Consider the following 24,106-nt stretch of genomic DNA (forward strand, 5'->3'; position numbering starts at 1 on the left):
TCGGCATGGAAGCGGCGCTTGAAAGGCCCCCTTCCTGAACTGTCCCGAAGTCGTTATGCCCGGCGCTCGCCGGTTGTAGTGCTTCAGGACGGAACGGTGGGCACCGTGATGGTGCCCAAACAAACATAGAGAACGTGGAGACACCCATGCAAACCGACACAACTCGCGAGAACCCGCAGGGCACCTTGCCGCAGGCCGCTGATTCGAATTCGGATCTGTCCGCCACTGCGCCAGGTCAACTGCGCGTGATCAAGCGTAACGGCACTGTCGTTCCTTACACCGATGACAAAATTACCGTCGCTATCACCAAAGCGTTTCTCGCAGTTGAGGGCGGCACCGCTGCCGCCTCGTCGCGAATCCACGACACCGTGGCGCGCCTGACCGAGCAGGTCACCGCGACCTTCAAGCGTCGCATGCCCTCGGGCGGCACTATCCACATCGAAGAAATCCAGGACCAGGTCGAACTGTCCCTGATGCGTGCCGGCGAGCAGAAAGTAGCCCGCGACTATGTGATTTACCGCGACGGCCGCTCAAAAGAACGCGCCACCCGCGCCCCGGCCGAAGAAGCGGTACAGGCTCACCCGTCGATCCGCATCACCCGCGCCGATGGCACCTTTGCGCCGTTGGACATGGGCCGCCTGAACACGATCGTCACCGAAGCGTGCGAAGGCCTGGAAGAAGTCGATGGCGACCTGATCCAGCGCGAAACCCTGAAAAACCTGTATGACGGCGTGGCCCTGACCGACGTCAACACCGCTCTGGTGATGACCGCCCGGACCCTGGTAGAGCGCGAGCCGAACTACTCGTTCGTCACCGCCCGCCTGCTGATGGATACCCTGCGTGCCGAAGGCCTGAGCTTCCTGGAAGTCGCCGACAGCGCCACTCACCACGAAATGGTCGACCTGTACGCCAAGGCCCTGCCTTCGTACATCGCCAAGGGTATCGAATTCGAATTGCTGAACCCGATCCTGGCCACCTTCGACCTGGAAAAACTCGGCAAGGCGATCAACCACGAGCGCGACCAGCAGTTCACTTACCTGGGCCTGCAAACCCTGTATGACCGTTACTTCATCCACAAGGATGGCGTGCGTTTCGAACTGCCGCAGATCTTCTTCATGCGCGTAGCCATGGGCCTGGCTATCGAAGAGCAGAACAAAGAAGACCGTGCAATCGAGTTCTACAACCTGTTGTCGTCTTTTGACTACATGTCGTCGACCCCAACACTGTTCAACGCTGGCACCCTGCGTCCACAGCTGTCGAGCTGCTACCTGACCACCGTACCGGATGACCTGTCGGGCATTTATCACGCGATCCACGACAATGCCATGTTGTCGAAATTTGCTGGCGGCCTGGGCAACGACTGGACGCCTGTCCGCGCATTGGGTTCGTACATCAAAGGCACCAACGGCAAATCCCAGGGCGTTGTTCCGTTCCTGAAAGTGGTGAACGACACCGCCGTCGCCGTCAACCAGGGTGGCAAGCGTAAAGGCGCTGTATGTGCCTACCTGGAAACCTGGCACATGGACATCGAAGAGTTCATCGAACTCCGCAAGAACACCGGTGATGATCGCCGTCGTACCCACGACATGAACACCGCCAATTGGATCCCTGACCTGTTCATGAAGCGTGTCTTCGATGACGGCCCGTGGACCCTGTTCTCGCCCTCCGAAGTACCCGACCTGCACGACCTGACTGGCAAGGCATTCGAAGAGCGTTACGAATACTACGAAGCCCTGTCCCAGTACCCAGGCAAGATCAAGCTGTTCAAGACCATTCAGGCCAAAGACCTGTGGCGCAAAATGCTGTCCATGCTGTTTGAAACCGGCCACCCTTGGCTGACCTTCAAAGACCCGTGCAACCTGCGTAGCCCGCAGCAGCACGTGGGCGTGGTTCACAGCTCGAACCTGTGCACCGAGATCACCTTGAACACCAACAAGGACGAGATCGCCGTTTGCAACCTGGGCTCGATCAACCTGCCGAACCACATCACCAACGGCAAGCTGGACACCGCTAAGCTGGAACGCACCGTGAACACCGCTGTTCGCATGCTCGATAACGTCATCGACATCAACTACTACTCGGTACCACAAGCGAAGAACTCCAACTTCAAGCACCGTCCGGTCGGTCTGGGCATCATGGGCTTCCAGGACGCGCTGTACCTGCAGCACATTCCTTATGGTTCCGACGCTGCCGTCGAGTTCGCCGACAAGTCGATGGAAGCGGTCAGCTACTTCGCGATTCAGGCTTCTTGCGACCTGGCCGACGAGCGCGGCGCCTACGAGACGTTCCAGGGTTCGCTGTGGTCCAAAGGCATTCTGCCGCTGGATTCGCAACAGATCCTGATCGAACAACGTGGACAGAAGTACATCGACGTTGACCTGAACGAATCCCTGGACTGGGCACCGGTTCGCGCCCGTGTACAGAAAGGCATTCGTAACTCCAACATCATGGCCATCGCACCGACCGCGACCATCGCCAACATCACTGGCGTCTCGCAGTCGATCGAACCGACCTACCAGAACCTCTATGTGAAATCGAACCTGTCGGGCGAATTCACCGTGATCAACCCGTACCTGGTTCGCGACCTCAAGGCTCGCGGCCTGTGGGACTCGGTCATGATCAACGACCTGAAGTATTACGACGGTTCGGTTCAGCAGATCGAGCGCATCCCGCAAGAACTCAAAGAGCTCTACGCCACTGCGTTCGAAGTGGACACCAAGTGGATCGTTGACGCAGCCAGCCGTCGTCAGAAGTGGATCGACCAGGCTCAATCGCTGAACCTGTACATCGCCGGCGCTTCGGGCAAGAAGCTGGACGTGACCTACCGCATGGCTTGGTACCGTGGCCTGAAAACCACTTACTACCTCCGTGCCCTGGCCGCGACCAGCACCGAGAAGTCGACCATCAACACCGGCAAGCTGAACGCTGTTTCCAGCGGCGGCAACCACGGTGACGATTCGGTCCTCGCTGCTCCTGCCGGTCCGGCGCCAGTGCCTAAAGCCTGCGCGATTGACGAGCCAGACTGCGAAGCTTGCCAATAAGCTGAGTGAGTAAGCGCCGAGCGGCGCTTACTGGAAACCCCCGATCAGTCTTCTGGACTGGCCGGGGGTTTTCTTTTGCCCAAGCAAAGCGATGCCCCGACCGACAAGGCAACGCTTCGACACGCGACATAAACCCCACCCCCAAAAAAACCCCTCTTGCGAGGGGCTCCTTTTAAAGCGCTAAAACCCAACCAGCATCAGGTCATCTGAATGATGGTTTGCATGATGGTGCTTTGAGTCGAGATAGCTTTGGCGTTGGCCTGATAGTTACCTTGCGCCTTGATCAAGTCGACCAGTTCGTTGGTCAGGTTGACGTTGGACTGTTCCAGGGAGTTGGAAACGATAGCGCCCAACGTACCGGTCTTCGGCGCATCGTAGCCAGGGATACCCGAGGCAAACGTTTCTTTCCATGCGGTGCCGCCAATTGGCTGCAGACCTTGTTCGTTGGTGAAGCTCGCCAACGCAACCTGGCCGATGGCCTTGCTCTGGTTGTTGCTGAAGTTTGCAAACAGCGTACCGGTGCCGTCGATCGTCAGGTTAGTGATCTGGCCAGTGGCGTAACCGTCCTGAGTCGGAATCGAACGAGCGGTATCAGCGTTGTATTGCGTGGTTTTGGCGAGGGAGATGGTCACGCCGGCCGCATTGGCCGAGGCACCGTTAGCCGCCCAGACACCATTGGTCACGGTGCCAGGCACCCAGCCACTCAGCTTCAAGTCAGTGCTGATAACCGGCGCACCGGGTGGCGCCGGGGTGCTGACCTGACTCAATTTGCCAGTGGAATCGAACGTCAGCGTAGAAGCCGTTGCCGGTGTCACTTTCGGATCGCTGCCGGTGGCGTCAGGGTTACGACCATCGACCAGGGTGTAGGTCTTCCAGGTGTTGGCGCCCGTTTTCACCAGGTACTGATCCATGGTGTGCTGGTTGCCCTGACTGTCATAAATCGGGGTGCTGAACGACTTGGTGTAAGTCGCCGTGTTGTTCGGGTCGAACTGGCCAGCGACGACCGTGTCATCGATGACAGCAGCAGTCGAGTTCAGGTTGATCGTCGAGGTGACAGCCGAGGTAGACTTCGGCGCCAGGTTCGAGGTGTCGATTTTCAGATCGGTCAATACGCCGTTGATCACTTTGCCATTGGCGTCCACACCGTAACCCTGCAAACGGGAGGTGTAGTCGGTGTTGGTAATGAAACCATCCTTATCGACTTTGAACGTACCGGCACGCGTGTATGACGTCGAACCGTTATTGCCCAGGGTGAAGAAGCCCGAGCCATTGATGCCCATGTCCAGCACGTTACCGGTGTTGTTGATGTCACCTTGGGTGAACTGCTGAGAAACGTTCACCAGGTTCACACCGCTGCCGACGGTCTTGCTACCGCTACCAAGCTTGGTCGCCGAGTAGACGTCTGCAAATTCGGCGCGGGAGGATTTGAAACCGGTGGTTGCCACGTTGGCGATGTTGTTACCGGTGACATCCAGTTGCTTGTTGGCTGCATAGAGGCCGCTAAGGCTGATATTGAAAGACATATTCCACTCCTTTGTGCCGGTTAGTCGGCTCTATATACCAATAGTTTGAACTTTTGACAGGGCTACAGAGCCCATGCCAGCGAGGTTGAGCATCAACTCGCCGCCAGTCTGACTGATCGTTACGCTGTTGACCGTTGCCGGCAGATAAGTCGCGAGATCGGTCGCCGTGCCATTGATCAGCGCATTGGCCTTGAAGGTGTAAGTACCTGCCGGGACCGTGGTGCCCGCGCTGTCCTTACCATCCCATTTGAAGCTGGCGCTGCCTGCGGGCTGGCTGCCGAGGTCGATGCTTCTGATCACCTTGCCGCTGGCATCGGTCACGGTGACGGTACCGGCGCCGCTGGCGATAGACGACGACAAACTGACCGAGCCGGTCAGGCCCTTGGTTGGGTCATCGACCTGAGCGGTGCTGGTTTGCGCAATCACTGAACGACCAACCAGCGAAGAAGCCTGCAAAGCCTGCGAAGAGTTGTAGTTACCGGCCAGGGAGCTCACGGTAGTGTTGAGCGAGGTGATCCCTTCAAGGCTGCTGAACTGAGCCAGCTGCGCCACGAACGCACCGTTGTCCTGTGGTGAGAGCGGATTCTGGTTCTTGAGCTGAGTGACCAGCAACTGCAAGAACGCATCCTTGCCCAAAGTCTGGCTACCAGTGGCGCTGCTGGTGGCTGCCGCGAGCCCGTTGGTCGTCGAAGCAGTCTTCTTGACCGAAGAGTTCGCCAGGATGTCGGTAAGACTCAGGCTGCTGGTGGAATCGGTAATACTCATCGAGGTCGCCCCTTATCACTGACCGAGGGTCAGGACCTTCTGCATCATGGTTTTGGCGGTGTTCATCATTTCGGCGTTGGTCTGAAACGAACGACTCGCGGAAATCATGTCGGCCATTTCTTCGACGACGTTGACGTTCGGGTAGTAGACATAACCCTTGGCGTCAGCCGCCGGATGGTTGGGCTCGTAACGCGCCTCAAGGTTGCTCTGGTCTTCGACCACGCCCAACACTTGCACGCCTTGTCCCGCCGCGTCCTGGCTCTGGAACAGCGAATCACTGCCGCCGCTCTGCCCCCCCTGAAACATGGTGGCGAACACTGGGTGACGGGCGCGGTAGGTCTGGTCGATGCTCGACGAAACGGTCTCGGCGTTGGCAATGTTACTGGCGACGGTGTTCAGGCGAGTGGTCTGAGCACTCATGCCGCTACCGGCAATGTTGAAAACACTGGCAAGAGACATGAATTACTCTCCACGCAGGGCTGAAACCAGCCCTTTGAATTTGCTGTTGAGCAGGGTGAAACTGGCCTGGAAACCAATCGCGTTTTCCGCGTAATTGGACTGTTCCAGTTGAGCATCCACGGTGTTCTGGTCGATCGACGGTTGCATCGGCGTGCGATAGAGCAGCGACTCGTCGCCATCGCCCAGGCCTTGCGCTTCAATATGACGGCTGTTGGTCATGTTCAAGGCAAACGTCCCGCCCTTGGTTTTCTCGTTTTGTGCAGCAAGCACTTTGGAGAAGTCCAGATCCCGAGCCTTGTAGTTCGGGGTATCGGCGTTGGCAATGTTATTGGCCAGGACTTCGGCACGCTGAGCGCGAAAGCCCAGGGCTTGCTCGTGGATACCGAGCGCTTTATCGAAGCTGATGCTCATGTCGGGAAACCTTCGGGTGACCTGATTTTTCGTACTGGGAACATAGCAAGCCCCGTGCCAACCTATAAATCCTCATAAACCGCGGCTTTGCGGGCAGTGGCAAAGCGGCAATGCCAGAAAAGCGGCAACAGGTTTCCGCCGCCTGCCGCTTTTCTGCCGCTTTCTCGAGGACAACATCAATCAACAGCAGGCGCGAGGCTTGCCCGCCTCGCGCCTACCGGGACTGCGGCACTCGTGATAAATAACCGGGCATAAAAAAACGGGAGCCCTTGCGGACTCCCGTTTTTGTGTACCACTCACCCATTACTTCGCCTGGTAAATGATCCCTGGGCTGCATTGAACCATCTGGTAATGATCCGGCAGGCCGTTTAGCGCTTCCGAAGCGCCAAGGAACAAGTAGCCGCCCGGCTTCAATGTGCTGTGGATCCGTAACAGGATGTCCTTCTTCACCTCGGCGGAGAAGTAGATCAGCACGTTGCGGCAGAACACGATGTCGAACTTGCCCAGCGCGGCGTAGCTGTCGAGCAGGTTGAACGAGCGAAACTCCACGCGACTCTTGATCGGCGCCTTGATCGCCCAGCGCCCCGGACCTTTAGGGTCGAAGTAACGCTGTAAACGCTCGGGCGACAAGCCACGACCAATTGCCAGACTGTCGTACTCCCCGGTCTTGCAGTTGGTCAGCATGGTGCCAGACAGATCGGTGGCAACGATTTGCACACCCATCTTCAGTTGGCCCAGGTTGACCCGCTCGAACTCGTCGATGGACATCGACAGCGAGTACGGTTCCTGCCCAGACGAGCAGGCCGCCGACCAGATTCGCAGACGTTGCCCGGGAGCGGCCTTGATCGCTTCGGGCAGCACCTTGTTCTTCAAGACTTCAAACGGATAGGTGTCACGAAACCAAAGGGTTTCGTTCGTCGTCATGGCATCCACCACCATTTCGCGCAAACCGCTGCGCGGCTGGGTCTGGATGCGCTGAACCAGCTCACCCAAGGATTTGATGCCCTGCTGCTCCATCAGTTTGTTGAGACGGCTCGAGACCAGGTACTGCTTGTTTTCACCGAGCAAAATGCCACAGGCTTTTTCCAGGAAGACCCGGAACTGTTCAAAATCCAAATTACCCGTAGACAATGATGCCGCCTCTTAAATCGCGTTAACCGCCAAGGGCAAAAGGCCCTTAGCTGATGTCTGCTGCTTTGATCCGGTCGACTACCCGGGATGCCAGGTCATCAGGACGGAATTTGGCCAGGAAGTCATCGGCACCGACTTTCTTGACCATCGCCTGATTGAATACACCCGACAACGAAGTGTGCAGGATGATATGTAACTTTTGCATCCGTGGATCGCTGCGAATCTCGGCCGTCAGGGTGTAACCGTCCATCTCCGGCATCTCGATGTCGGAAATCATCATCAAGAACTCTTCTTCGGGCTTCTTGCCCTCTTCGACCAGCTTGCGAAGGTACTCCAACGCCTGCCTTCCGTCGTTCAACGCGACCACTTCAACGCCGATCGTTTGCAGGCAACGCGTCACCTGTTTGCGCGCCACCGACGAATCATCGACCGTCAGCACACGCAGCGAAAGCGCCTTGTGCTGGGTTTCGACATCCACCACGCCGACCGAAATGGCTTCCGGTGTCGGTGCTACTTCCGCCAACACTTTCTCGACATCAATGATTTCGACTAACTGATTGTCGACCCGAGTCACAGCCGTGAGGTAGTGATCGCGTCCCGTGCCCTTGGGAGGTGGATGGATCTCCTCCCAGTTCATGTTGACGATGCGCTCCACCGACCGGACCAGGAAACCCTGAGTCTTGGTGTTGTACTCCGTAATGATCACGAAGGGATTGCTTTGATCGAGCAACCGACCGGCACCGGTCGCCATCGCCAGATCGAGAATCGGGATGGTTGCACCCCGAATACTTGCTACACCGCACACGACAGGACTGGACTTGGGCATCAGAGTCAGCTTGGGGCATTGCAGCACCTCGCGAACCTTGAACACGTTGATCCCATACAGCTGCTGGCCGTCAAGACGGAACAACAACAGCTCAAGGCGATTCTGCCCTACCAGTTGCGTGCGCTGGTTTACCGAATCCATTACACCAGCCATGCCAAGACTCCTACACCAACGCTAAGTGTGTGTTGCGACGCACATTCATCAATAAACGGCACGGCGCTTGCTTTTTAACCTGTATGAACGCACAAACGACATTTTTCCGACGCCTGACATCAAACTACCGCAAATTGCTTTGTGCAATGTCGGCTGTTTGCCTTCTGCACCCTGGCAGCCCTGCCGTTGCTGATACGGTTACCTTGCCTGACATGCTTATCGGCGTCACTCAGGGCTTTCTTGAATTCACCGTAGAAGACTATCTGGCAACCAGTCAAACGGTAGGCCGCTACGAAATCAAGGTTAACCAACTTGATCCGCGGCTCCGCATGCCGATGTGTGACAAGGAATTGACAGCGTCCCTGGAGAGTCCGGGCACTCCGATCGGTCGCGTCACGGTCAAAGTTCGTTGCGAGGGCGCTTCCCCATGGACCGTATTCGTACCCGCTCAAGTGCGCCTGTTTCGGGAGGTTGTCACCACCACTCGGCCCCTCAAGCGCACCGGCATAATTGAACCCGGCGATGTGGTCATGCGTGAGCGCGACATCAGCCTGATCAACCAGGGCTATTTCACCTCGCTCGACCAGGCCATCGGGCAAAAACTTACCCGACCAACGGTCACCGATCAGGTCCTGACACTGGTCCACCTCGAACAGGCTGAAGTCATCAGCAAGGGCGACCAAGTGGTGATTATCGCCCGCAGTGGTACGCTCAGCGTGCGCATGCCGGGAGAGGCCCTGTCCAACGGCGGCCTGCGAGAACAGATTCGAGTGAAGAACCTCAACTCGCAACGGGTCATCAAGGCGCAGGTCATCGCGCCGGGCCAAGTGGAAGTGTCCATGTAGGGCTCTCTGTTTTGTGAAGCTATGGCGCGTTTCGGGGCTGTTGCTTAAACTGTGCCCCACGCCGGACAAGCGCTGGCGCATGCATGCTCATTGATAAATGAGCCTAAAGTTTTCGAAGCGATAGCCGAAAACATGGCAAGCGTCCAAATACCCAGAGGTTTTTTTATCATGGTCATCGATTTCAGCCGTTTGAACAGCTCCTCGTCACTTACGGGCAGTACACGTACCAGCGCCAACAAGGAAACCGCCGACGCCGGCAAATCCGCGCCGCTGAATACCCCGGCCGAACAGGCCAGTACCGTAAAAAGCGGGGAATCGGTACACCTCAGCAATGAGGCTCAACAGTTGCAGAAGGTCACTGACAAGCTGCGCGATCAACCTGCCGTAGACAACGCCCGTGTGGCCGAGTTGAAAGCCGCGATTGCCGATGGCAGCTATAAAGTCGACAGCAACCGTGTAGCCAGCAAACTGCTCAACTTCGAAGCCCAGCGCTAGGCCATCGCCTGCGCCAGGCTTTTGGACGCTTAAAACCCAAGGCCAGCCATGCACGACACTAATCTACTGCAACTGATCACCGACGATTTTGCTCCAGCGCAACATTTGCTGGAGTTACTGCAAACCGAATCACTGGCTTTGCACGGTCGCGACATGCCACTGCTCGAAGAAATTCTGGCGCAGAAACAGGCACTGATCATTCTGCTCGAACAGCATGGCCGCAAGCGCAGCGAAATCCTCGCCAGCCTGAAATTACCAATCGATCGCAATGGCCTTGAGCAACTCGCCAGCCATTCGAGCATTGGCGATCAACTACTTGAGCAAAGCGATGTGCTCACCGATCTTCTGGCTCAATGCCAGGCGGCCAATGTCAAAAATGGCCAGTCGATCCAGATACAACAGGCCGCCACGGCCAATCAGCTAAAAATCCTCACCGGCGGGGAACCGCCTGCACTCTATGACGCCCGCGGCTCCACCTCCAAGATGGCTAAGCCACGCCCGCTCAGCCAGGCTTGAGCGCGCAGATGAGCACGCACTATCAAGATGCGAGACATGCTGGCAAAATGCCGGCTAGCAGCCTAATTTTGCTTGGAGATTGAGAAACCGTGTTCAATGCCTCAAACGCGGAAGATGCTCCGCAGCCCCCCAAGGTACTCACCACGCCCCTGGAAATCTCCGGCAATCTGCGGCAGCTGCAAGACAGCCACGACCCGCTGATCATCACGTTTCACGAGCGTAGTCAGCGTTTCCAGAGCTATCTGGTGGACGTCGATCGTGACACTGGCACTATTGCCCTGGACGAAATGATTCCTCGCGACGGTGAACGCTTCCTGATGGCTGGCGAACCGTTTCGCGTCGAAGGCTTCCACGACGGCGTGCGTATCGCCTGGGAAAGCAACGGCCCGCTGGCCATCGACGAATCCGGCGGTGGTCGCTGCTATCGTGGCGCACTGCCTGAAGAGGTCGTCTACCACCAGCGACGCAATGCTTTTCGCGCGGCGTTGAAGTTGGCGCAACTGGTGAATGTTGAAGTAGCCGGCGAAAAACTCAAGGTGCCGATCAACGGCAAGCTGCTGGATATCTCCGCCACCGGCTGCAAATTGCGTTTTGAAGGTGATATCACTTCCAGCCTGCAATTAGGCCAAGTCTACGACCGTTTCATGGCCGCCCTGCCCTTCGGCAATATGACGGCGCCCGTAGAACTGCGCTATCTGCACTTCGAAGAAAGAATCGCTATCACGTTCGCCGGCGTGCGCTTTCACAACATGAGCGGCCTGGTGCAGCGACAGGTCGAGCGCTTCGTCTATCAGCTTCAGCGCGAGGCACGGCGCTTCGATAAAGACGATATGTAATACGACGCTTCAATAAAAAACGGGCAGCCCCTTGCGGTGACTGCCCGTTTTTTATGCGTGGTTTTAAGGTCTGGCCTCGGTAAAGCTTTGCTCGCGAGCCGCCTCTGGATCTTGAGGCTTGGGGTCAGTTTCGGGATCAGGCTCAACGACAGGCTCTGGATCAGGCACTGGTTCCACCGGACTGTGCATCTGCTCATGCACCACCTGCTCATCGACCCGCGGGTCAAGGGCTGCCACTAATGGCGAATTCGACATGCTGTCTGGCATCGCGACGTGATGCAGAGGAGCATCGTCCACCTGGTGCAGGTTGGTCACCGCTTTAGGACGAATTCGCCATACCAGCACCAGCGCAAAGAAGCTGAAGAAGGCATACAGCATGTGGCTGCCAAACAGTTTCATCAGCACCCCGGCCACCAGCGGGCCGATACTGGCGCCGACGCCGTAAGTCACTAGCAACATCGCGGTCAACGACACTCGACGATCACCTTCAACGTGGTCATTGGAGAACGCTACCGCCAGCGGATAAAGACAGAACTGCACCAGCGAGCACAGGAAGCCGGCGATGAACAACACCTCCAGCGGCACCTTGGTCATGATCGCCAGCGGCAGCGCGGCCACTGCGAGAGACAAAGCAAAACAACGGATCAACAACGCCCGGTCATAACGATCAGACAACCAACCCAGCGGCCACTGCACCAACAATCCGGCAAAAATGCAGCTACCCATGAACAGACCCACCTGCTCGGTGGTCAGCCCTTGTTGGGAAGCGTACAGCGGCGCCAGACCGTAGAACGAACCCACGATCAACCCGGCACCTAACACCGTGCTCAACGACTGCGGCACGCGCTTGATGAAGAACCTCGGTTCCATGGGCGCAGGGTGCAAAGGCGCAGGGTGAATCCGCCGCGTCAGGGCCACCGGCACCAGGCACAGGGCGAAGCACAACGCGACCAGCATCAGCAATTCAAGACCCAAGGCCGGGTGCATGACCAGAATCAGTTGACCCAACACCAGCCCCAGGTACGAGGCAATCATGTAGCCGCTGAACACCAGCCCACGCTGCTTGGCTTCGGCCTGCTCGTTGAGCCAGCTTTCGATAACCATGTATTGGCACATCATGCCCAGGCCGACGATCACCCGCAGCACCAGCCAGGCCGGCAACCAATTAATCAACCCATGCCCCAGCACCGCAGCGCCAACGATACCGGCACACGTCGCATAGGCCCGGATGTGTCCGACACGGGCAATCAAGCGGTGGCCGATCTTGCCGCCCAGTACCAGGCCAAAATAGTTGGCAGCCATCAACGCACCGACCCATAGGCTGTCGACATGGTCGGCCGCCAGGCGCAAGGCCAGGTAAGTACTCAACAAGCCCGAGCCGATCAACATCATCAGCGAAGCAAAATAAAGCGCTCGAAAGGATTTCCAGATTTGGCGCATCGGCGTTCCGAGCGGCTCCTTGCAGTGAGGATCGGGCTATCGCAGAAGATAGCCCGAAAGACGACGAGTCGTCAGGCCTGGGCTGCTAACACACGCCGTTCCCAGGGAGTAATTTCATCAAAGAAGCTGGTCAATTCCATGGTCTTCGAAGCGATGTAACCTTCGATGAACTCCTTGCCGAACAGTTCCTTGGCCAATTGGCTACGTTTCAGACGCTCAAGAGCCGCGTGTAAGGTACATGGCAACGAAAGATTGTCTGGCACTGCGAATTCGCCCTGGATGGCCGCGGTCGGTTCCAGTTCTTTTTCGATACCGTGCAACCCGGCGGCAAGGCTCGCGGCGATGGCCAGGTAAGGGTTGGCATCGGCCCCCGGCAAGCGGTTCTCGACCCGACGAGCCAACGGCGAACTGGCTGGAATTCGCAAGCCGGCGGCCCGGTTGTCATGGGACCAGCACGCATTATTCGGCGACGCATACGGGTGGCACAAACGGTGATAGGAGTTCACGTTGGGCGCGAACAAGGCCGTGAAGTCCGCCATACAGCACTGCTGCCCCCCAATAAAGTGGCGGAAAGTCGCTGTCGGCTGCCCCGCCTCATCGCTGAATACGTTTCGACCGCTGCCGATCTCGATAACGCTCTGGTGAATGTGCATCGAACTGCCCGGCGTGTGGGCCAGGGGTTTGGCCATGCAAACCACCGTCAAATCATGCTTGAGCGCGACTTCCTTAAGCAGATGCTTGAACAGAAACGTCTGGTCGGCCAGCAGCAACGGATCACCGTGCAGCAGGTTGATCTCAAACTGGCTGACGCCCATCTCGTGCATAAAAGTATCGCGCGGCAAACCGAGAGCCGCCATGCAGTCATAGACTTCACTGAAGAACGGCCGCAAACCGTTATTGGAGCTAACGCTGAACGCCGAATGACCGTCCTCGCGGCGCCCGTCCAAGCCCACGGGCGGCAGAAACGATTGAGTTGGGTCGGTGTTGGGCGCAAACACGAAGAACTCCAGCTCGGTCGCCACCACAGGTGCCAGACCACGAGCGGCGTACCGCGCAATCACAGCCTTGAGTTGACCCCGGGTCGACAGCCGGGAGCTTTCCCCGGTGAACTCATCCGCATCACAAATAGCAAAAGCCCGAGCCTTCTCGCTCCAGGGCAATCTGTGGATCTGTGCAGGGTCGGCAACCAGCGCCAGGTCACCGTCATCGCTGCCATAAAACCGCGCTGGCGGATATCCGCCCATGATGCATTGCAGCAATACTCCCCGCGCCATCTGCAACCGCCGGCCTTCGAGGAAACCTTCGGCGGTCATCACCTTGCCCCGCGGTACGCCATTCAAATCCGGTGTGACACATTCAATCTCATCAATGCCCGTCAATCGCTGCTCGAGTGAGCGCTGGCCATCGGTTGTCATGACTCAATCCTTGTTGTGCGAGCCGCGAACGGCAACCCGTACAAAATAGGCTCCGGCTGTTCGGAATATCAAGCAGCGGCCAACAAAAAGAACATCAAGGCAAGTAAAGACTGAACACGCCGCCACCCAACGGGCCGCCGTTGCTGATTCGGGTATAGCCGCCAACACCGTTGCGTTGATGCAATGCGGCAATCCGCCCCGCGAAGTACAAGCCCAAACCGGTGCTGCCGGTACTTTGATTAATGCCCTGCACATAATCGGCCTGACGCTCGATCATCTGCGGCGGATACCCTTCGCCGTCGTCGTTGACGGTCAACACCAGTTGCCCGGCCTCGTCGCTGACCGTGATCAACAGTGACTCACGGGCATAACGAATGGCGTTGTTGATGCAGTTGGAAAGCACCGAGGCAATCAGCTCACGATCAAAGAAACCCAGCGGGCTCAAAGGGTCAACTTCATAGGTCGCCATGATGCCGCGGCTGGCGAACACTTCCTGATGAGAAGCCAGTTGCGCCTCAATGAAGTCATCCAGCTCATGGTAGGCCGGCTGCAACGGCATCTGGTTGACGCCGAGTTTGTACAACCCCAGCAACTGCACCAGCATGCCGTTGAGGCGAGCGAATTCGAAATCGATGACGCCCTGCTCCGGGGTCTGCCGCTGGTCGGGCAAGCGCGCCAGCCATTGGCTGTGAGCCTGCATCAGCAGCGTCAGAGAGTTCTTCATGTCATGTACGGTGGAGGCAATCACCGTGGAGAAATCGAGTGCCTGTTCGCTGTCGCTCATTCGCCAAACGCCTTGCTACGCAGTTTTTGATACCGGGCATGACGCGCGTCGGTATCGGGCATCAGGCCAACCGTTTTCAGGCACGCCCGACATTCTTCAAGTTCCGCCGAGGGCACGCTGGTGTCGGTGCCATGCAGCAATGATTGCGCCATGTTCAACGCGATACTGATGTTCTTCGGTTGCAAAGCCAGGGCTTTGCGAAACACATCCCTGGCCTCCACCAGATTGCCGGTCTTGTACACGCGAACACCCTGGCGGTTAAGGTCCGCCGCCGCATTGCCGGCGTTGAGAATTGTCGGGTCGTCGGTCAACTTGGCGATGCCCTGCATCACCACCGGATCATCGCCATAAATTTCCGCGCAGTTTTTCAGCATCGAAGCACCGGCAGCTTCCTGCCCCAGCATTTGCAACTGCTTGGCCACCAGCAGCGCCGCTTCGGCACTCATGAACTGTTCCATGCCATCGAGGCGCGCCATCGCCTGTTCGGTCAATTTCTCGGCGGTCTCGGCATCGTTGAGCAACAGGCTGGTGGCCTTCATCAGCCGCGCACGAACCTGCAAACCAGGATCAGCGAGATTTTCCTTAGCCACCGCGCTCAGTGTCGTGTTGATTTCCAGTCGAGTGCGGTTATCAAGGCCCTTGTCGCTGCCTTTGCTGATCAAGGCGTGAGCCAGGCCCAGGTTGCTTTCCGCATCCTTAAAACGAGATTGCGCGCCTTGGGACACGGCTTGCCGATAGGCCTTAGAGGCCGTTTCAAAATCTTCGTTGGTCATTGCCAACTTGCCCAGCAGCGCTTGCCGACGAACCGCCAGCGGCGAGAGCCGAATAGCCTCCTCCAACACCCGCTGTGCGCCCTTGGTATCGCCCTCGGCCACTAACGTATCCGCCAGGCCGTCATACAGCGCCGGCATCATCGGGAACACTTTCAGGGCTTTTTCATAGACGTCTTTGGCCTGAGCCACCTGACCACGCTTGAACAGCAACTTGCCAAGACCAGCGAACGCCCAGGGCAACGGGCGGTCGACGATGATGCCGTCGTAAAGCCGCTCAAGCGCTTCGATTTGATTCAAATCACGCAGCGCATCGGCACGGTAGCGCAGGCATAACGGCGAGTAGCGCACGTCTTGTTTGCAAAGGGCGATACAGGCATTGAGCACCTCAACCGGTTTACCTCGGTCAAGCGCCTGCAGGATTGGCTTGAGCAACGTCTTGCGTTGCACCAGTCGCTCAAGCCGCTGCGCCAGGCCTGAGCGGTTAAAGGGTTTGGTCAGGTACGCATCCGGCTCGTGCTCCAGGGCGCTGAGCACCATGGCCTGGCTGGTTTCGGCGGTGACCATGACAAACACACTTTCATGGCTGATCAATTTCTCGACCATCAGGTCTTCAAGTACCTGCTGACCATTCTTCTTACCGTCTCCCAGGTGGAAGTCCTGCAGGATGAAATCATAGGATTTCTGCCCACACATGCGCAGCGCCTGCTCACCGGTGTCAGCAGTATCAACATCCTTGACGCCCAGCTCCCGCAGCATGGACCTGACGGAACTGCGGAAATCCGAGAAATCATCGACGATCAAAAAACGCTTTTGGTGATACGACAGCATCGAAGATTTCCAGGCAATTTAAGAAGAACCCAAAGGCAATACACGGAGAAACACAGCGTCGCGGTCCCCTTGCGGGGCGCAGATGATAGCTGGGGGCCATCGGCTATCAAGCGAATTCTCGTCAATTCGTCAGGATATTTACCGTTATCACGAACAACGATCACGACAGCTATTCGGGTTATCGGCCAGAGGACGTATTCCCTTGAAGCCGCTGGAGCGCAATCGTGTCATCCGGGCATGAGTTGAACGAGCCCCATGAAAGACAGGACACCGTTTCCCCCTTACGATAAGACAGCCTTTCAGACGTAGAAAAGAACAAGGTTCACTAAGCCATCCTGGAATCTTCGAGCCGTGATAACGCGAAATTCACGACCGGCACAAAAAAAATGTTGATCATGGGCAAGCTTCGTGTGCTCGTGACTGCGGCTCTAGCAACTATCAAATATTGAATGCTGACAACAAACCCAAAGAAGCAGCTCGCCAAGGCATCATCGTCGGTGCTGGTGCGGTCGGCGGTATTCTTGCGGGGATGGGGGTTAGCGCATTGTGCGGCCCAGGCGCCCCCATTTGTGCAATAGCAGTTGTCTTAGCAGGGACAATCGCCGGTGGTGTCGCAGGCGAAGCGGTGGCGAGCTCACTGGACGAAGAGTTAGAGGAGCTCACACATTGGGACATCTTTTGACTGAACCACTACTGACAAAAGTCAGAGCTGCTCTTTCCGAGCCATTCAATGATTTTCCCGTCGAATATGACTATTTGGCGAATAAGGTGAGAGGCGTCGACCCTGAAATACTTTACACAATCCTCTATTCAGAGGTCGCGCCAGTGTGCTTCACCAATCTCGTGGCAGCTGTGCCTCCGGTATGGACGGGGTTCGACCCCGACATACTCAGAGAATCGATAGAAGAAAGGCTAGCAGCGAGAGAGCGTAACTGGTTTCGTCGGCAGTTCGATAAAGTGCTTGTTCGCTGGCTGCAATACAACTACGCCTACATCTGGAAGGAAATCGCCAGCAGGCTTTGAACCCGAACGCCCAATGGACTAGTGACTCGCTGAACGAATAACCGATTATTACGCAAAGGAGGGGCATTGCTGATGTCATTCAAGTGGGCAACAGAGTGGACTCGATCTGACGCGATCGCGGGGCTTGCCTTGGTACTTGCAGCGGCAGCGGCCGGCATTGCATACCAGGCTGAAAGTCGCGCGGAAAAAGCGGAACGGCGGGAGGCTGAGGCCGTTGCTATCGCTATTGGTGGCAAGGTGCGATCGATCGCCAATAGCGCTGAACTCTCTGCTCAATTTATGCAGGGATTCCTGGACCACAAGGTAGCTAACCCCAAAGACCATGCTCAGATGGATGACTACATCATAGGGTTTGCCGTAAACCTTGAACTTCCAGAGTTAGTGCTCTCTCCCGAACAGATCACCGCGCTGGCTCATACCGACAGTAACGTGGCTGGACTACTCACAGCCTGCGCTGACCTACGCATGGGGATACAGGCGGATACTAAAAAACTCACTGATGCGCGCCCTAGCCAATTGACAGATACACAGCTCTCGGCCGCCCAGATAATGCCCTACCGCTTGCGCGAAATGGGGAAAGCTTGCAAGGCATCGCTGGATGCGCTCGCAGTCCTTGTGTCAGATCTGCCCAAAATTCTGGGCCCAATTCCTGGCACTGTAGGTGAGATGATGGAGGCTGAAACGGCCGCACTTAGAGCTCGGGAACACGGTTTCTATATGAAGTTTCTCACTAGCGAAGCCAAGAGCTCCAGCCAAAACTAAAACGCTGACGGTTCACGGCACATCCATTTGCGCCTCATTAGGAGGCTTGGAAGTATCTACGAAACCATATGTGATGCCTACAACACCAGGGGCGATTCACTTCTCCCACCCAGCCCCACCTCCCCCGGATAAATCCCGCTCCAGAAGCGGGTCCAACCTAGCCTACAACGGGTTTCAAATCAGCCTCGGCGCTCTGGAAAGATGCCCCTGAATTGTGAGCTAGTGGAGCGACGAATCACGGGTGCTGACGAAAGCTGTCGAGCAAAGTAGTAGTTTCTCGCGCGGGAGATCGCGCTTTGATTGATGGTCGCCACTTCATCGCTGCTCAGCACGCAATCAGGCACGCCGGCAACGACCGCCAAGCCAACGAACCAAACCGGGAGTATTGGCGTATTACAAAGCCTGTAGGCCATGGTTCGATTCTGTCTCTGGCACCACTAATTGATTTCAGGCGGTGCCAAAAACCACTCGAAAGTCCACAAGAAGCCTGAGATCGATACGCTGCCCAGGTGTGTTGCCGCTGACCGAAAACTGACCCAGTAAAGGCTGTTCTGCCGACTGAAAACTGACCCAGGTGTTCAACTGCTTCTGCTCACTTTTTGAGCAGGAGAACACAGGATGATCAGCATGGAAATGTTGGGGAAAATCCGGCGGATGTACTTCCGCGACAAGCTCTCGCTGCATCAGATAGCCAAGCGTACCGGGCTTTCTAGAAACACCATCCGAAAATGGGTCAGAGCGCCCGAAGCCACTCAGCCGGCGTACCAACGGTGCGCAACCTTCAACAAACTCAGCCCTTTCCACGAGACGCTGGAACAGGCGCTCAAGGCCGATTCGTTCCGGCCAAAACACAACCGCAGGAGCGCCAAAGCGCTTTTCGAGCAGATCAAGGCCGAGGGTTACGACGGCGGCTACAGCCAGCTCACGGCGTTTGTGCGCTCTTGGCGAGGGGAGCAAGGCAAGTCTTTACGCGCTTTTGTACCGCTGACGTTTGCCCTCGGCGAGGCGTTTCAATTTGACTGGAGCGAAGAGAGTCTGCTGATCGGTGGCCGCGCCCGGAAATCGCTCGAGCAGTTCACCAGCGATCACAACAAGGTCATTGCCAGTGTGTACCTGGAGAATGCCAGCGGTGCGACCGCAGACCGGCCTGAGCTACTGCGTCTGCTCAAGGATGCGCGCAAGGGTGACGTGTTGTTGGTGGAGTCGATAGACCGCCTCTCACGCCTTCCTGTAGAAGACTGGCAGAAGCTCAAGGCTGCGATTGATTCCAAGGGGCTGCGCATCGTCGCGCTCGACCTGCCAACAAGCCACCAGGGCATGCAGGACACCAAAGGTGACGAGTTCACCGGGCGGATGCTCGGCGCCATTAACTCGATGCTGGTGGAGATGATGGCCGCCATTGCCCGCAAGGATTACGAGCAGCGCCGCGAGCGCCAGGCCCAGGGTATCGAGAAGGCTAAGGCGGCCGGTAAGTACCAGGGGCGCCCGGTAGATGCGGACCTGCATAAGCGCGTGACCGAACTGCTCGGCGCCGGCCTCGGCATTCGCGCAACAGCTCGGCACGCAAACTGCTCCACCACCACTGTTCTCAGAATTAGGGATTTGGTCGCCTAGCTCAACTCTGAGAGCCCTGAACACTACAAACGGATGGATCTGGTATGCGGGTAATAGCTTTTTTCATTCTGGCATTAACCAGCAGTGCAGTTTTTGCTGGGTACGATTTGCACATCACTCGAAAGGCCTTTTGGGCAGACGAGGATGGGCCAACCATCAGCATTTCAGACTGGGAAAAATACATTGCCCAAGACCCGCAGATCACTTTGGACACGAAGAACACCAAGAACGATTTTTTAGTAACGCTAGGTACTGAGACATTCCCAATCTGGTTTAACCCGACACTGGGAGAGCTCTACACCAAAAACCCGTCTGATGACGCGATAAAAAAAATGATCGATGTCGCGAGTCGACTTGGCGCGAACGCCCAGGGTGATGATGGCGAGCTGTATCCTCCAGCCCCATAAATAGAGAATAAAAAAAGCCCCGCCAGCAGATCCTGAGCGGGGCTTTTTAATGCCTGAAGCAATCCTTTTGCACCCACCCCGCACCCATGAGGTTTTGAAGCTGAGGGCTTAAATCGCTGGAGGCCTTGAATTATATGGTGTCCCAGGGCAGGTTCGAACTGCCAGCCTTCCCCTTAGGAGGGGGATGCTCTATCCAATTGAGCTACTGAGACAAACGCCACTGCGCGAGGACCGCGCTGCGATGGACGGCGTGCATGTTAACGGCCACACCCGTTTTTGTCATGTCGTCCGTGGGCTTTTTAAGTGTAGGCAAGTGCCACAGGTCTCTGTGGCTTTTGTTTACCGTGCAAATTGCATTACCCCAAACCCATCCTCATTGCAAAATGCAATCACACCTCTCCACCATAGATAGCTAATTCATTGTTTTTAAAGGATTTAATAGCCTGTAAACTCTTGGCATGCCGGCTGCTTGAGCTGTTTTCGAAGAACAGCGGAGGACAACCTCTTGAAAAGCGCCCTTTTACTCTCGAATGCGATGGCTCTGGCCATGTTGCTCGGTGTTCATTTTGCACCTGAGAGCGGCGCTGAACCGGTTGCCCAGCGCATGCCTCATTACCTGCAATTGCAAAAAGCACCACAACTAGCGGTCATGAATGTTCAGCGCGGCGCTGTAAACCAAGCGGTCAACCAACCTGTTGACGGGGCAGGACAGCCGCCTTCAGAACGCTGGATATTTTGAATCACCTCACCAGGAGCACCCGATGTCCAAATCTGCGACAGGATTTTTAATTCTGGCCTTGTTTAGCGGCCTTCTTCATCTGTCATGGGTCAAGGACACGTTTGTCACTCCGCCCCTGATTGCCTGCGGCGTATTTGGCGGACTGTTTGTACTGGCACTGATTGCCGGGCGACGGATCAAGTTCGATCCGGTACTGCGCTAGAAGCCAGCAGCCTGAGGAGATTGGCGACCGTGACGTCCAGGTCGCCCGAGTTATCTAGTCGATGAAGAGGTACTTCGCCGATTGAAACTCCAGTTGTAAACAACTCATTACGGCGCAGCCTTGCTTCGATTTCCTCCAGGCTTTCACGGCCGCGCCTTAGCAATCGCTCACGCAATACTTCATCCTTGACGGTCAACATCACCGGCACCAGCGCAGGGTATTGACGCAGCGCCTCAGGCAAGTGCGCACGAGAGCCGTTGATCACTACGTGTATACCCTCGCGAAGCCACTGATCAATGACGACAGGAATACCGTAATCCAGGCCATTGGCGTGCCAAGACAGGGCGAATTCACCGTCAGCCTGCTGATATTCGAACTCCTCGCGGGACACACCCACGGCATCTTCGCCCACGGATTCGGCAGAACGCGTGATGACGCGGCGCACTATCTTGCAATTAAGCGCCCGCAAAGGCACTCGGGCGGCCTCAATGAGACTGTCTTTGCCCGACCCGGAAGGCCCCATCAGGTAAATCAGCCTGCCATCCATCCTGAAATCATCCCGCAAAACGCGTTCGCCTCTAGTAAATCGGCCATTTGCCACTATCCTGTACAGGTAAGGAACAATGATCGAATCCGCATAGCATGCACCTTCAGGCGTCTTCGGACATCACCTGATAGGCACGAGGACGCGGTCAGCGATGCAGACCCAGGCAGAGATTTCAAACCAGTCCGCATTTCTGATAATTGGTGCTGGCATAAAGCCTTTAGCCAGTTCAATATTTGTCACAGAATTGACGCCAATGATCTGGCAACCTTGAGGCATGATGCGAGCCTCTATCAATTCAGGTTGAACATTTGGCCAGAGTTCTTGTCCTATCAGACATCCTGCGGCCAATCCCGAGAACCGCTCCCCTGAACTAACCGGTTAAATATATGCGCCCATTGAAACAGGCAATTTATTCGAGCCGTACGGCTGACAAATTCGTCGTACGTCTGCCAGACGGAATGCGTGAACGCATTGCCGAAGTGGCTCGCAATCATCATCGCAGCATGAACTCCGAAATCATTGCGCGTCTTGAGCAGAGCCTTATCCAAGAAGGCGCGCTGGGTGAAGAGTTGAGCATGCGTCTGGACAGCCCTGAGCTGTCTTTGCACGAGCGCGAGCTGTTGCAACGCTTCCGCCAACTCTCTCATCGCCAGCAAAATGCGCTCGTTTCGCTGATCGCCCATGACGCTGAAATGGCCGCAGACGCTTCCTGATTCAACGCGAACGCTCAAGCCAGCTTAATTGCTGGCTTTTTTTTGTCTGAAATTTGACCGAAAGATGCTCTATCGGCAGCGAGGCCAATATTGAAAATACTGAACTGAAAAAGAAACAGCCCACCGATTGGCAGGCCGTATTAACAAATCAAAGCAGGAAAATGGTTGCCAGCCCGAGGAAGATAAAGAACCCGCCACTATCGGTCATGGCCGTGATCATTACGCTGGCGCCCATTGCCGGGTCACGCCCCAGTCGCACCAACGTCATGGGAATCAACACCCCCATCAATGCCGCCAACAGCAGGTTGAGCGTCATGGCTGCAGTCATCACGACGCCAAGCGACCAACTGCCATAAAGCAGATAGGCCACAACACCAATCACCCCACCCCACACCAGTCCGTTGATCAGCCCGACCGCCAATTCCTTACGCATCAGGCGCGACGTGTTGCCCGTACTGACCTGATCAAGGGCCATGGCTCGAACAATCATAGTGATCGTTTGATTACCCGAATTGCCACCAATACCCGCCACAATCGGCATCAATGCCGCGAGCGCCACCAGCTTCTCAATAGAGCCTTCGAACAGACCAATCACTCGGGACGCAATAAACGCCGTAATCAGGTTCACCGCCAACCAGGCCCAACGGTTACGCAGAGACTTCCAGACTGAGGCAAAAATATCCTCTTCTTCGCGTAGACCCGCCATGTTGAGCACTTCGTTTTCGCTCTCTTCACGAATCAGGTCGACCATTTCATCGATGGTCAGACGACCGATCAGCTTGCCGCCCTTGTCGACGACGGGCGCGGAGATCAAGTCATAACGCTCGAACGCCTGAGCGGCGTCATAGGCATCTTCGTCCGGGTGAAAACTCACCGGGTCGCTGGCCATGACGTCCGTAACTTGCTTGTCGGGGTCGTTGACCAGCAAACGTTTGATCGGCAGCACGCCCTTGAGCACGCCATCATAATCAACCACAAACAATTTATCGGTATGGCTTGGCAGTTCCTTGAGACGACGCAAGTAGCGTAGAACCACTTCGAGACTGACATCCTCGCGAATGGTCACCATTTCAAAGTCCATCAGCGCACCGACCTGCTCCTCGTCATAGGACAACGCGGAGCGGACGCGCTCGCGCTGTTGACCATCAAGGGTTTCCATCAGCTCGTGGACGACGTCTCGCGGCAGCTCTGAGGCCAAGTCGGCAAGCTCATCAGCATCCATGTCCCTGGCCGCTGCCAAGAGCTCCTGATCGTCCATGTCAGCGATCAGGGTTTCACGAACCGAGTCGGATACTTCGAGCAGAATGTCGCCGTCGCGATCAGCCTTGACCAACTGCCAGAGCATCAGACGATCGCCCAGCGGCAAGGCTTCAAGAATGTAGGCAACGTCGGCGGAGTGCAGATCATCAAGCTTGCGTTGCAGCTCAACGAGGTTTTGACGATGAACCAGGTTCTCGACCCGGTCGTGATTCGGACCTTCCTGGCGATGCGTCAGGTCTTCGACCACCCGCTGGCGCTGCAGCAGCTCAACGACTTGAGCGAGGCGGTCTTGCAAGCTTTCCTGCGTTTTCTTTACTTCTACTTCTGACATAGGCGAACTCCACTCCCAGCAGCGGGGAACGCCGGAAGGATCAATCAGTCAATTCATGATTGGAAAAACGGGACACTGAGCAACTACTGGGTAAGTCCATGGAGGTTTTCCACAAGCCCCGGCGGGGCTGACGGGCGCAATGATACACCGCTCGACGGTTTAAACGTTAAAAAAGCGCGGCCGAAACAAGCGCTTGCGAGACAAACCTAAGCACTGTCTTGATCCATGAAACTGCGACGACTCATCCTGAAAAGAAAACACACCACT

24 protein-coding genes, 1 tRNA gene and 1 pseudogene are annotated in these 24,106 nt (G+C 56.4%); 13 read left to right on the top strand and 13 right to left on the bottom strand.

Features of this window, described 5'->3' with window-relative positions; translation table 11 throughout:
- Positions 1 to 146: 146 nt before the first annotated feature.
- Positions 147 to 3,041, top strand: a complete 2,895-nt coding sequence (locus RHM68_RS18290; protein WP_322217479.1) for a ribonucleoside-diphosphate reductase subunit alpha — start codon at positions 147 to 149, stop codon at positions 3,039 to 3,041.
- A gap of 197 nt (positions 3,042 to 3,238) precedes the next feature.
- Here the strand turns inward: RHM68_RS18290 and flgE are convergent, their stop codons facing one another.
- The 6 genes from flgE to RHM68_RS18320 form a co-directional block, all read right to left on the bottom strand.
- A complete protein-coding gene (gene flgE, locus RHM68_RS18295) occupies positions 3,239 to 4,564 on the bottom strand; it encodes a flagellar hook protein FlgE (RefSeq protein WP_322217482.1) in 1,326 nt (441 codons plus the stop codon).
- A gap of 30 nt (positions 4,565 to 4,594) precedes the next feature.
- Positions 4,595 to 5,329: a flagellar hook assembly protein FlgD gene (gene flgD, locus RHM68_RS18300; RefSeq protein ID WP_322217485.1), complete on the bottom strand. Its 735-nt coding sequence runs from the start codon at positions 5,327 to 5,329 to the stop codon at positions 4,595 to 4,597.
- A gap of 15 nt (positions 5,330 to 5,344) precedes the next feature.
- The gene (gene flgC, locus RHM68_RS18305; RefSeq protein ID WP_133840425.1) at positions 5,345 to 5,788 is read right to left on the bottom strand and encodes a flagellar basal body rod protein FlgC; all 444 of its coding nucleotides are present in this window, start codon (positions 5,786 to 5,788) and stop codon (positions 5,345 to 5,347) included.
- Positions 5,789 to 5,791: 3 nt separating this feature from the next.
- Positions 5,792 to 6,199, bottom strand: a complete 408-nt coding sequence (flgB, locus tag RHM68_RS18310) for a flagellar basal body rod protein FlgB (protein WP_322217488.1) — start codon at positions 6,197 to 6,199, stop codon at positions 5,792 to 5,794.
- Between the two features lie 303 nt (positions 6,200 to 6,502).
- Positions 6,503 to 7,330, bottom strand: coding sequence for a protein-glutamate O-methyltransferase CheR (cheR, locus tag RHM68_RS18315; RefSeq protein ID WP_045061805.1), 828 nt, complete (start codon positions 7,328 to 7,330; stop codon positions 6,503 to 6,505).
- 46 nt (positions 7,331 to 7,376) lie between these two features.
- On the bottom strand, positions 7,377 to 8,309 hold the full coding sequence (locus RHM68_RS18320; protein ID WP_322217491.1) for a chemotaxis protein CheV: 933 nt from the start codon (positions 8,307 to 8,309) through the stop codon (positions 7,377 to 7,379).
- Between the two features lie 83 nt (positions 8,310 to 8,392).
- On the opposite strand from RHM68_RS18320, the gene flgA reads away from it, so the two are divergent.
- From flgA to RHM68_RS18340, 4 genes are all read left to right on the top strand, one after another.
- Entirely contained in the window at positions 8,393 to 9,154 is a 762-nt protein-coding gene (flgA, locus tag RHM68_RS18325) for a flagellar basal body P-ring formation chaperone FlgA (protein WP_322217493.1), read from the top strand.
- Between the two features lie 168 nt (positions 9,155 to 9,322).
- Positions 9,323 to 9,649, top strand: a complete 327-nt coding sequence (gene flgM / locus RHM68_RS18330) for a flagellar biosynthesis anti-sigma factor FlgM (protein ID WP_322217495.1) — start codon at positions 9,323 to 9,325, stop codon at positions 9,647 to 9,649.
- A 48-nt stretch (positions 9,650 to 9,697) separates the two neighbouring features.
- Positions 9,698 to 10,165 carry a flagellar protein FlgN gene (locus tag RHM68_RS18335; protein ID WP_322217496.1) on the top strand — a complete coding sequence of 156 codons (468 nt, stop codon included), beginning with the start codon at positions 9,698 to 9,700 and terminating at the stop codon, positions 10,163 to 10,165.
- Positions 10,166 to 10,254: 89 nt separating this feature from the next.
- Positions 10,255 to 11,001: a flagellar brake protein gene (locus RHM68_RS18340; RefSeq protein WP_322217499.1), complete on the top strand. Its 747-nt coding sequence runs from the start codon at positions 10,255 to 10,257 to the stop codon at positions 10,999 to 11,001.
- A 63-nt stretch (positions 11,002 to 11,064) separates the two neighbouring features.
- Here the strand turns inward: RHM68_RS18340 and RHM68_RS18345 are convergent, their stop codons facing one another.
- The 4 genes from RHM68_RS18345 to RHM68_RS18360 form a co-directional block, all read right to left on the bottom strand.
- Complete coding sequence (locus RHM68_RS18345; RefSeq protein ID WP_322217501.1) at positions 11,065 to 12,441, bottom strand: MFS transporter; 1,377 nt, start codon at positions 12,439 to 12,441, stop codon at positions 11,065 to 11,067.
- A 71-nt stretch (positions 12,442 to 12,512) separates the two neighbouring features.
- The gene (locus RHM68_RS18350; protein WP_322223846.1) at positions 12,513 to 13,754 is read right to left on the bottom strand and encodes a glutamine synthetase family protein; all 1,242 of its coding nucleotides are present in this window, start codon (positions 13,752 to 13,754) and stop codon (positions 12,513 to 12,515) included.
- A 196-nt stretch (positions 13,755 to 13,950) separates the two neighbouring features.
- Positions 13,951 to 14,640, bottom strand: a complete 690-nt coding sequence (locus RHM68_RS18355; RefSeq protein WP_322217503.1) for a HAMP domain-containing sensor histidine kinase — start codon at positions 14,638 to 14,640, stop codon at positions 13,951 to 13,953.
- Positions 14,637 to 16,241, bottom strand: coding sequence for a response regulator (locus RHM68_RS18360; protein ID WP_322217505.1), 1,605 nt, complete (start codon positions 16,239 to 16,241; stop codon positions 14,637 to 14,639). The genes RHM68_RS18355 and RHM68_RS18360 overlap by 4 nt, the downstream gene beginning before the upstream one ends.
- A 290-nt stretch (positions 16,242 to 16,531) precedes the next feature.
- Between RHM68_RS18360 and RHM68_RS18365 the strand changes: the two are divergent.
- The 5 genes and pseudogenes from RHM68_RS18365 to RHM68_RS18390 all read left to right on the top strand — a co-directional run.
- A pseudogene (locus RHM68_RS18365) lies at positions 16,532 to 16,923 on the top strand (hypothetical protein); the annotation flags it as partial.
- Positions 16,908 to 17,264 carry a hypothetical protein gene (locus RHM68_RS18370; protein WP_201136836.1) on the top strand — a complete coding sequence of 119 codons (357 nt, stop codon included), beginning with the start codon at positions 16,908 to 16,910 and terminating at the stop codon, positions 17,262 to 17,264. The pseudogene RHM68_RS18365 and the gene RHM68_RS18370, both read left to right, overlap by 16 nt.
- 72 nt (positions 17,265 to 17,336) lie before the next feature.
- Positions 17,337 to 18,026, top strand: coding sequence for a hypothetical protein (locus RHM68_RS18375; RefSeq protein WP_322217507.1), 690 nt, complete (start codon positions 17,337 to 17,339; stop codon positions 18,024 to 18,026).
- A 618-nt stretch (positions 18,027 to 18,644) separates the two neighbouring features.
- Positions 18,645 to 19,640, top strand: a complete 996-nt coding sequence (locus RHM68_RS26780; protein WP_416195202.1) for a recombinase family protein — start codon at positions 18,645 to 18,647, stop codon at positions 19,638 to 19,640.
- 44 nt (positions 19,641 to 19,684) lie between these two features.
- Positions 19,685 to 20,047, top strand: a complete 363-nt coding sequence (locus RHM68_RS18390) for a hypothetical protein (RefSeq protein WP_322217509.1) — start codon at positions 19,685 to 19,687, stop codon at positions 20,045 to 20,047.
- Between the two features lie 135 nt (positions 20,048 to 20,182).
- Here RHM68_RS18390 and RHM68_RS18395 read toward each other — a convergent pair.
- A tRNA-Arg gene (locus RHM68_RS18395) sits at positions 20,183 to 20,259 on the bottom strand.
- Positions 20,260 to 20,552: 293 nt separating this feature from the next.
- On the opposite strand from RHM68_RS18395, the gene RHM68_RS18400 reads away from it, so the two are divergent.
- Together RHM68_RS18400 and RHM68_RS18405 are read left to right on the top strand one after the other, a co-directional pair.
- Positions 20,553 to 20,786, top strand: a complete 234-nt coding sequence (locus RHM68_RS18400) for a hypothetical protein (RefSeq protein ID WP_322217513.1) — start codon at positions 20,553 to 20,555, stop codon at positions 20,784 to 20,786.
- Positions 20,787 to 20,808: 22 nt separating this feature from the next.
- Positions 20,809 to 20,988 carry a PA3371 family protein gene (locus tag RHM68_RS18405; protein ID WP_322217515.1) on the top strand — a complete coding sequence of 60 codons (180 nt, stop codon included), beginning with the start codon at positions 20,809 to 20,811 and terminating at the stop codon, positions 20,986 to 20,988.
- On the opposite strand, the gene phnN is transcribed toward RHM68_RS18405, so the two are convergent.
- Positions 20,963 to 21,535 carry a phosphonate metabolism protein/1,5-bisphosphokinase (PRPP-forming) PhnN gene (gene phnN / locus RHM68_RS18410; RefSeq protein WP_322217517.1) on the bottom strand — a complete coding sequence of 191 codons (573 nt, stop codon included), beginning with the start codon at positions 21,533 to 21,535 and terminating at the stop codon, positions 20,963 to 20,965. The genes RHM68_RS18405 and phnN overlap by 26 nt on opposite strands.
- 386 nt (positions 21,536 to 21,921) lie before the next feature.
- On the opposite strand from phnN, the gene RHM68_RS18415 reads away from it, so the two are divergent.
- Positions 21,922 to 22,248, top strand: a complete 327-nt coding sequence (locus RHM68_RS18415) for an Arc family DNA-binding protein (protein WP_003178899.1) — start codon at positions 21,922 to 21,924, stop codon at positions 22,246 to 22,248.
- Between the two features lie 148 nt (positions 22,249 to 22,396).
- On the opposite strand, the gene mgtE is transcribed toward RHM68_RS18415, so the two are convergent.
- The gene (gene mgtE, locus RHM68_RS18420; RefSeq protein WP_322217535.1) at positions 22,397 to 23,839 is read right to left on the bottom strand and encodes a magnesium transporter; all 1,443 of its coding nucleotides are present in this window, start codon (positions 23,837 to 23,839) and stop codon (positions 22,397 to 22,399) included.
- Positions 23,840 to 24,106 lie beyond the last annotated feature (267 nt).

The sequence above is a fragment of the Pseudomonas sp. DC1.2 genome, assembly GCF_034351645.1.
GTDB lineage: Bacteria > Pseudomonadota > Gammaproteobacteria > Pseudomonadales > Pseudomonadaceae > Aquipseudomonas.

Bases quoted from the DNA above. Each gene is read 5' to 3' on its own strand.
- RHM68_RS18290 (WP_322217479.1), top strand. From the start codon at position 147: ATGCAAACCGACACAACTCGCGAGAACCCGCAGGGCACCTTGCCGCAG.
- flgE (WP_322217482.1), bottom strand. From the start codon at position 4,564: ATGTCTTTCAATATCAGCCTTAGCGGCCTCTATGCAGCCAACAAGCAA.
- flgD (WP_322217485.1), bottom strand. From the start codon at position 5,329: ATGAGTATTACCGATTCCACCAGCAGCCTGAGTCTTACCGACATCCTG.
- flgC (WP_133840425.1), bottom strand. From the start codon at position 5,788: ATGTCTCTTGCCAGTGTTTTCAACATTGCCGGTAGCGGCATGAGTGCT.
- flgB (WP_322217488.1), bottom strand. From the start codon at position 6,199: ATGAGCATCAGCTTCGATAAAGCGCTCGGTATCCACGAGCAAGCCCTG.
- RHM68_RS18320 (WP_322217491.1), bottom strand. From the start codon at position 8,309: ATGGCTGGTGTAATGGATTCGGTAAACCAGCGCACGCAACTGGTAGGG.
- flgA (WP_322217493.1), top strand. From the start codon at position 8,393: ATGAACGCACAAACGACATTTTTCCGACGCCTGACATCAAACTACCGC.
- flgM (WP_322217495.1), top strand. From the start codon at position 9,323: ATGGTCATCGATTTCAGCCGTTTGAACAGCTCCTCGTCACTTACGGGC.
- RHM68_RS18335 (WP_322217496.1), top strand. From the start codon at position 9,698: ATGCACGACACTAATCTACTGCAACTGATCACCGACGATTTTGCTCCA.
- RHM68_RS18345 (WP_322217501.1), bottom strand. From the start codon at position 12,441: ATGCGCCAAATCTGGAAATCCTTTCGAGCGCTTTATTTTGCTTCGCTG.
- RHM68_RS18350 (WP_322223846.1), bottom strand. From the start codon at position 13,754: ATGACCGCCGAAGGTTTCCTCGAAGGCCGGCGGTTGCAGATGGCGCGG.
- RHM68_RS18355 (WP_322217503.1), bottom strand. From the start codon at position 14,640: ATGAGCGACAGCGAACAGGCACTCGATTTCTCCACGGTGATTGCCTCC.
- RHM68_RS18360 (WP_322217505.1), bottom strand. From the start codon at position 16,241: ATGCTGTCGTATCACCAAAAGCGTTTTTTGATCGTCGATGATTTCTCG.
- RHM68_RS18375 (WP_322217507.1), top strand. From the start codon at position 17,337: ATGTCATTCAAGTGGGCAACAGAGTGGACTCGATCTGACGCGATCGCG.
- RHM68_RS26780 (WP_416195202.1), top strand. From the start codon at position 18,645: ATGATCAGCATGGAAATGTTGGGGAAAATCCGGCGGATGTACTTCCGC.
- RHM68_RS18390 (WP_322217509.1), top strand. From the start codon at position 19,685: ATGCGGGTAATAGCTTTTTTCATTCTGGCATTAACCAGCAGTGCAGTT.
- RHM68_RS18405 (WP_322217515.1), top strand. From the start codon at position 20,809: ATGTCCAAATCTGCGACAGGATTTTTAATTCTGGCCTTGTTTAGCGGC.
- phnN (WP_322217517.1), bottom strand. From the start codon at position 21,535: ATGGATGGCAGGCTGATTTACCTGATGGGGCCTTCCGGGTCGGGCAAA.
- RHM68_RS18415 (WP_003178899.1), top strand. From the start codon at position 21,922: ATGCGCCCATTGAAACAGGCAATTTATTCGAGCCGTACGGCTGACAAA.
- mgtE (WP_322217535.1), bottom strand. From the start codon at position 23,839: ATGTCAGAAGTAGAAGTAAAGAAAACGCAGGAAAGCTTGCAAGACCGC.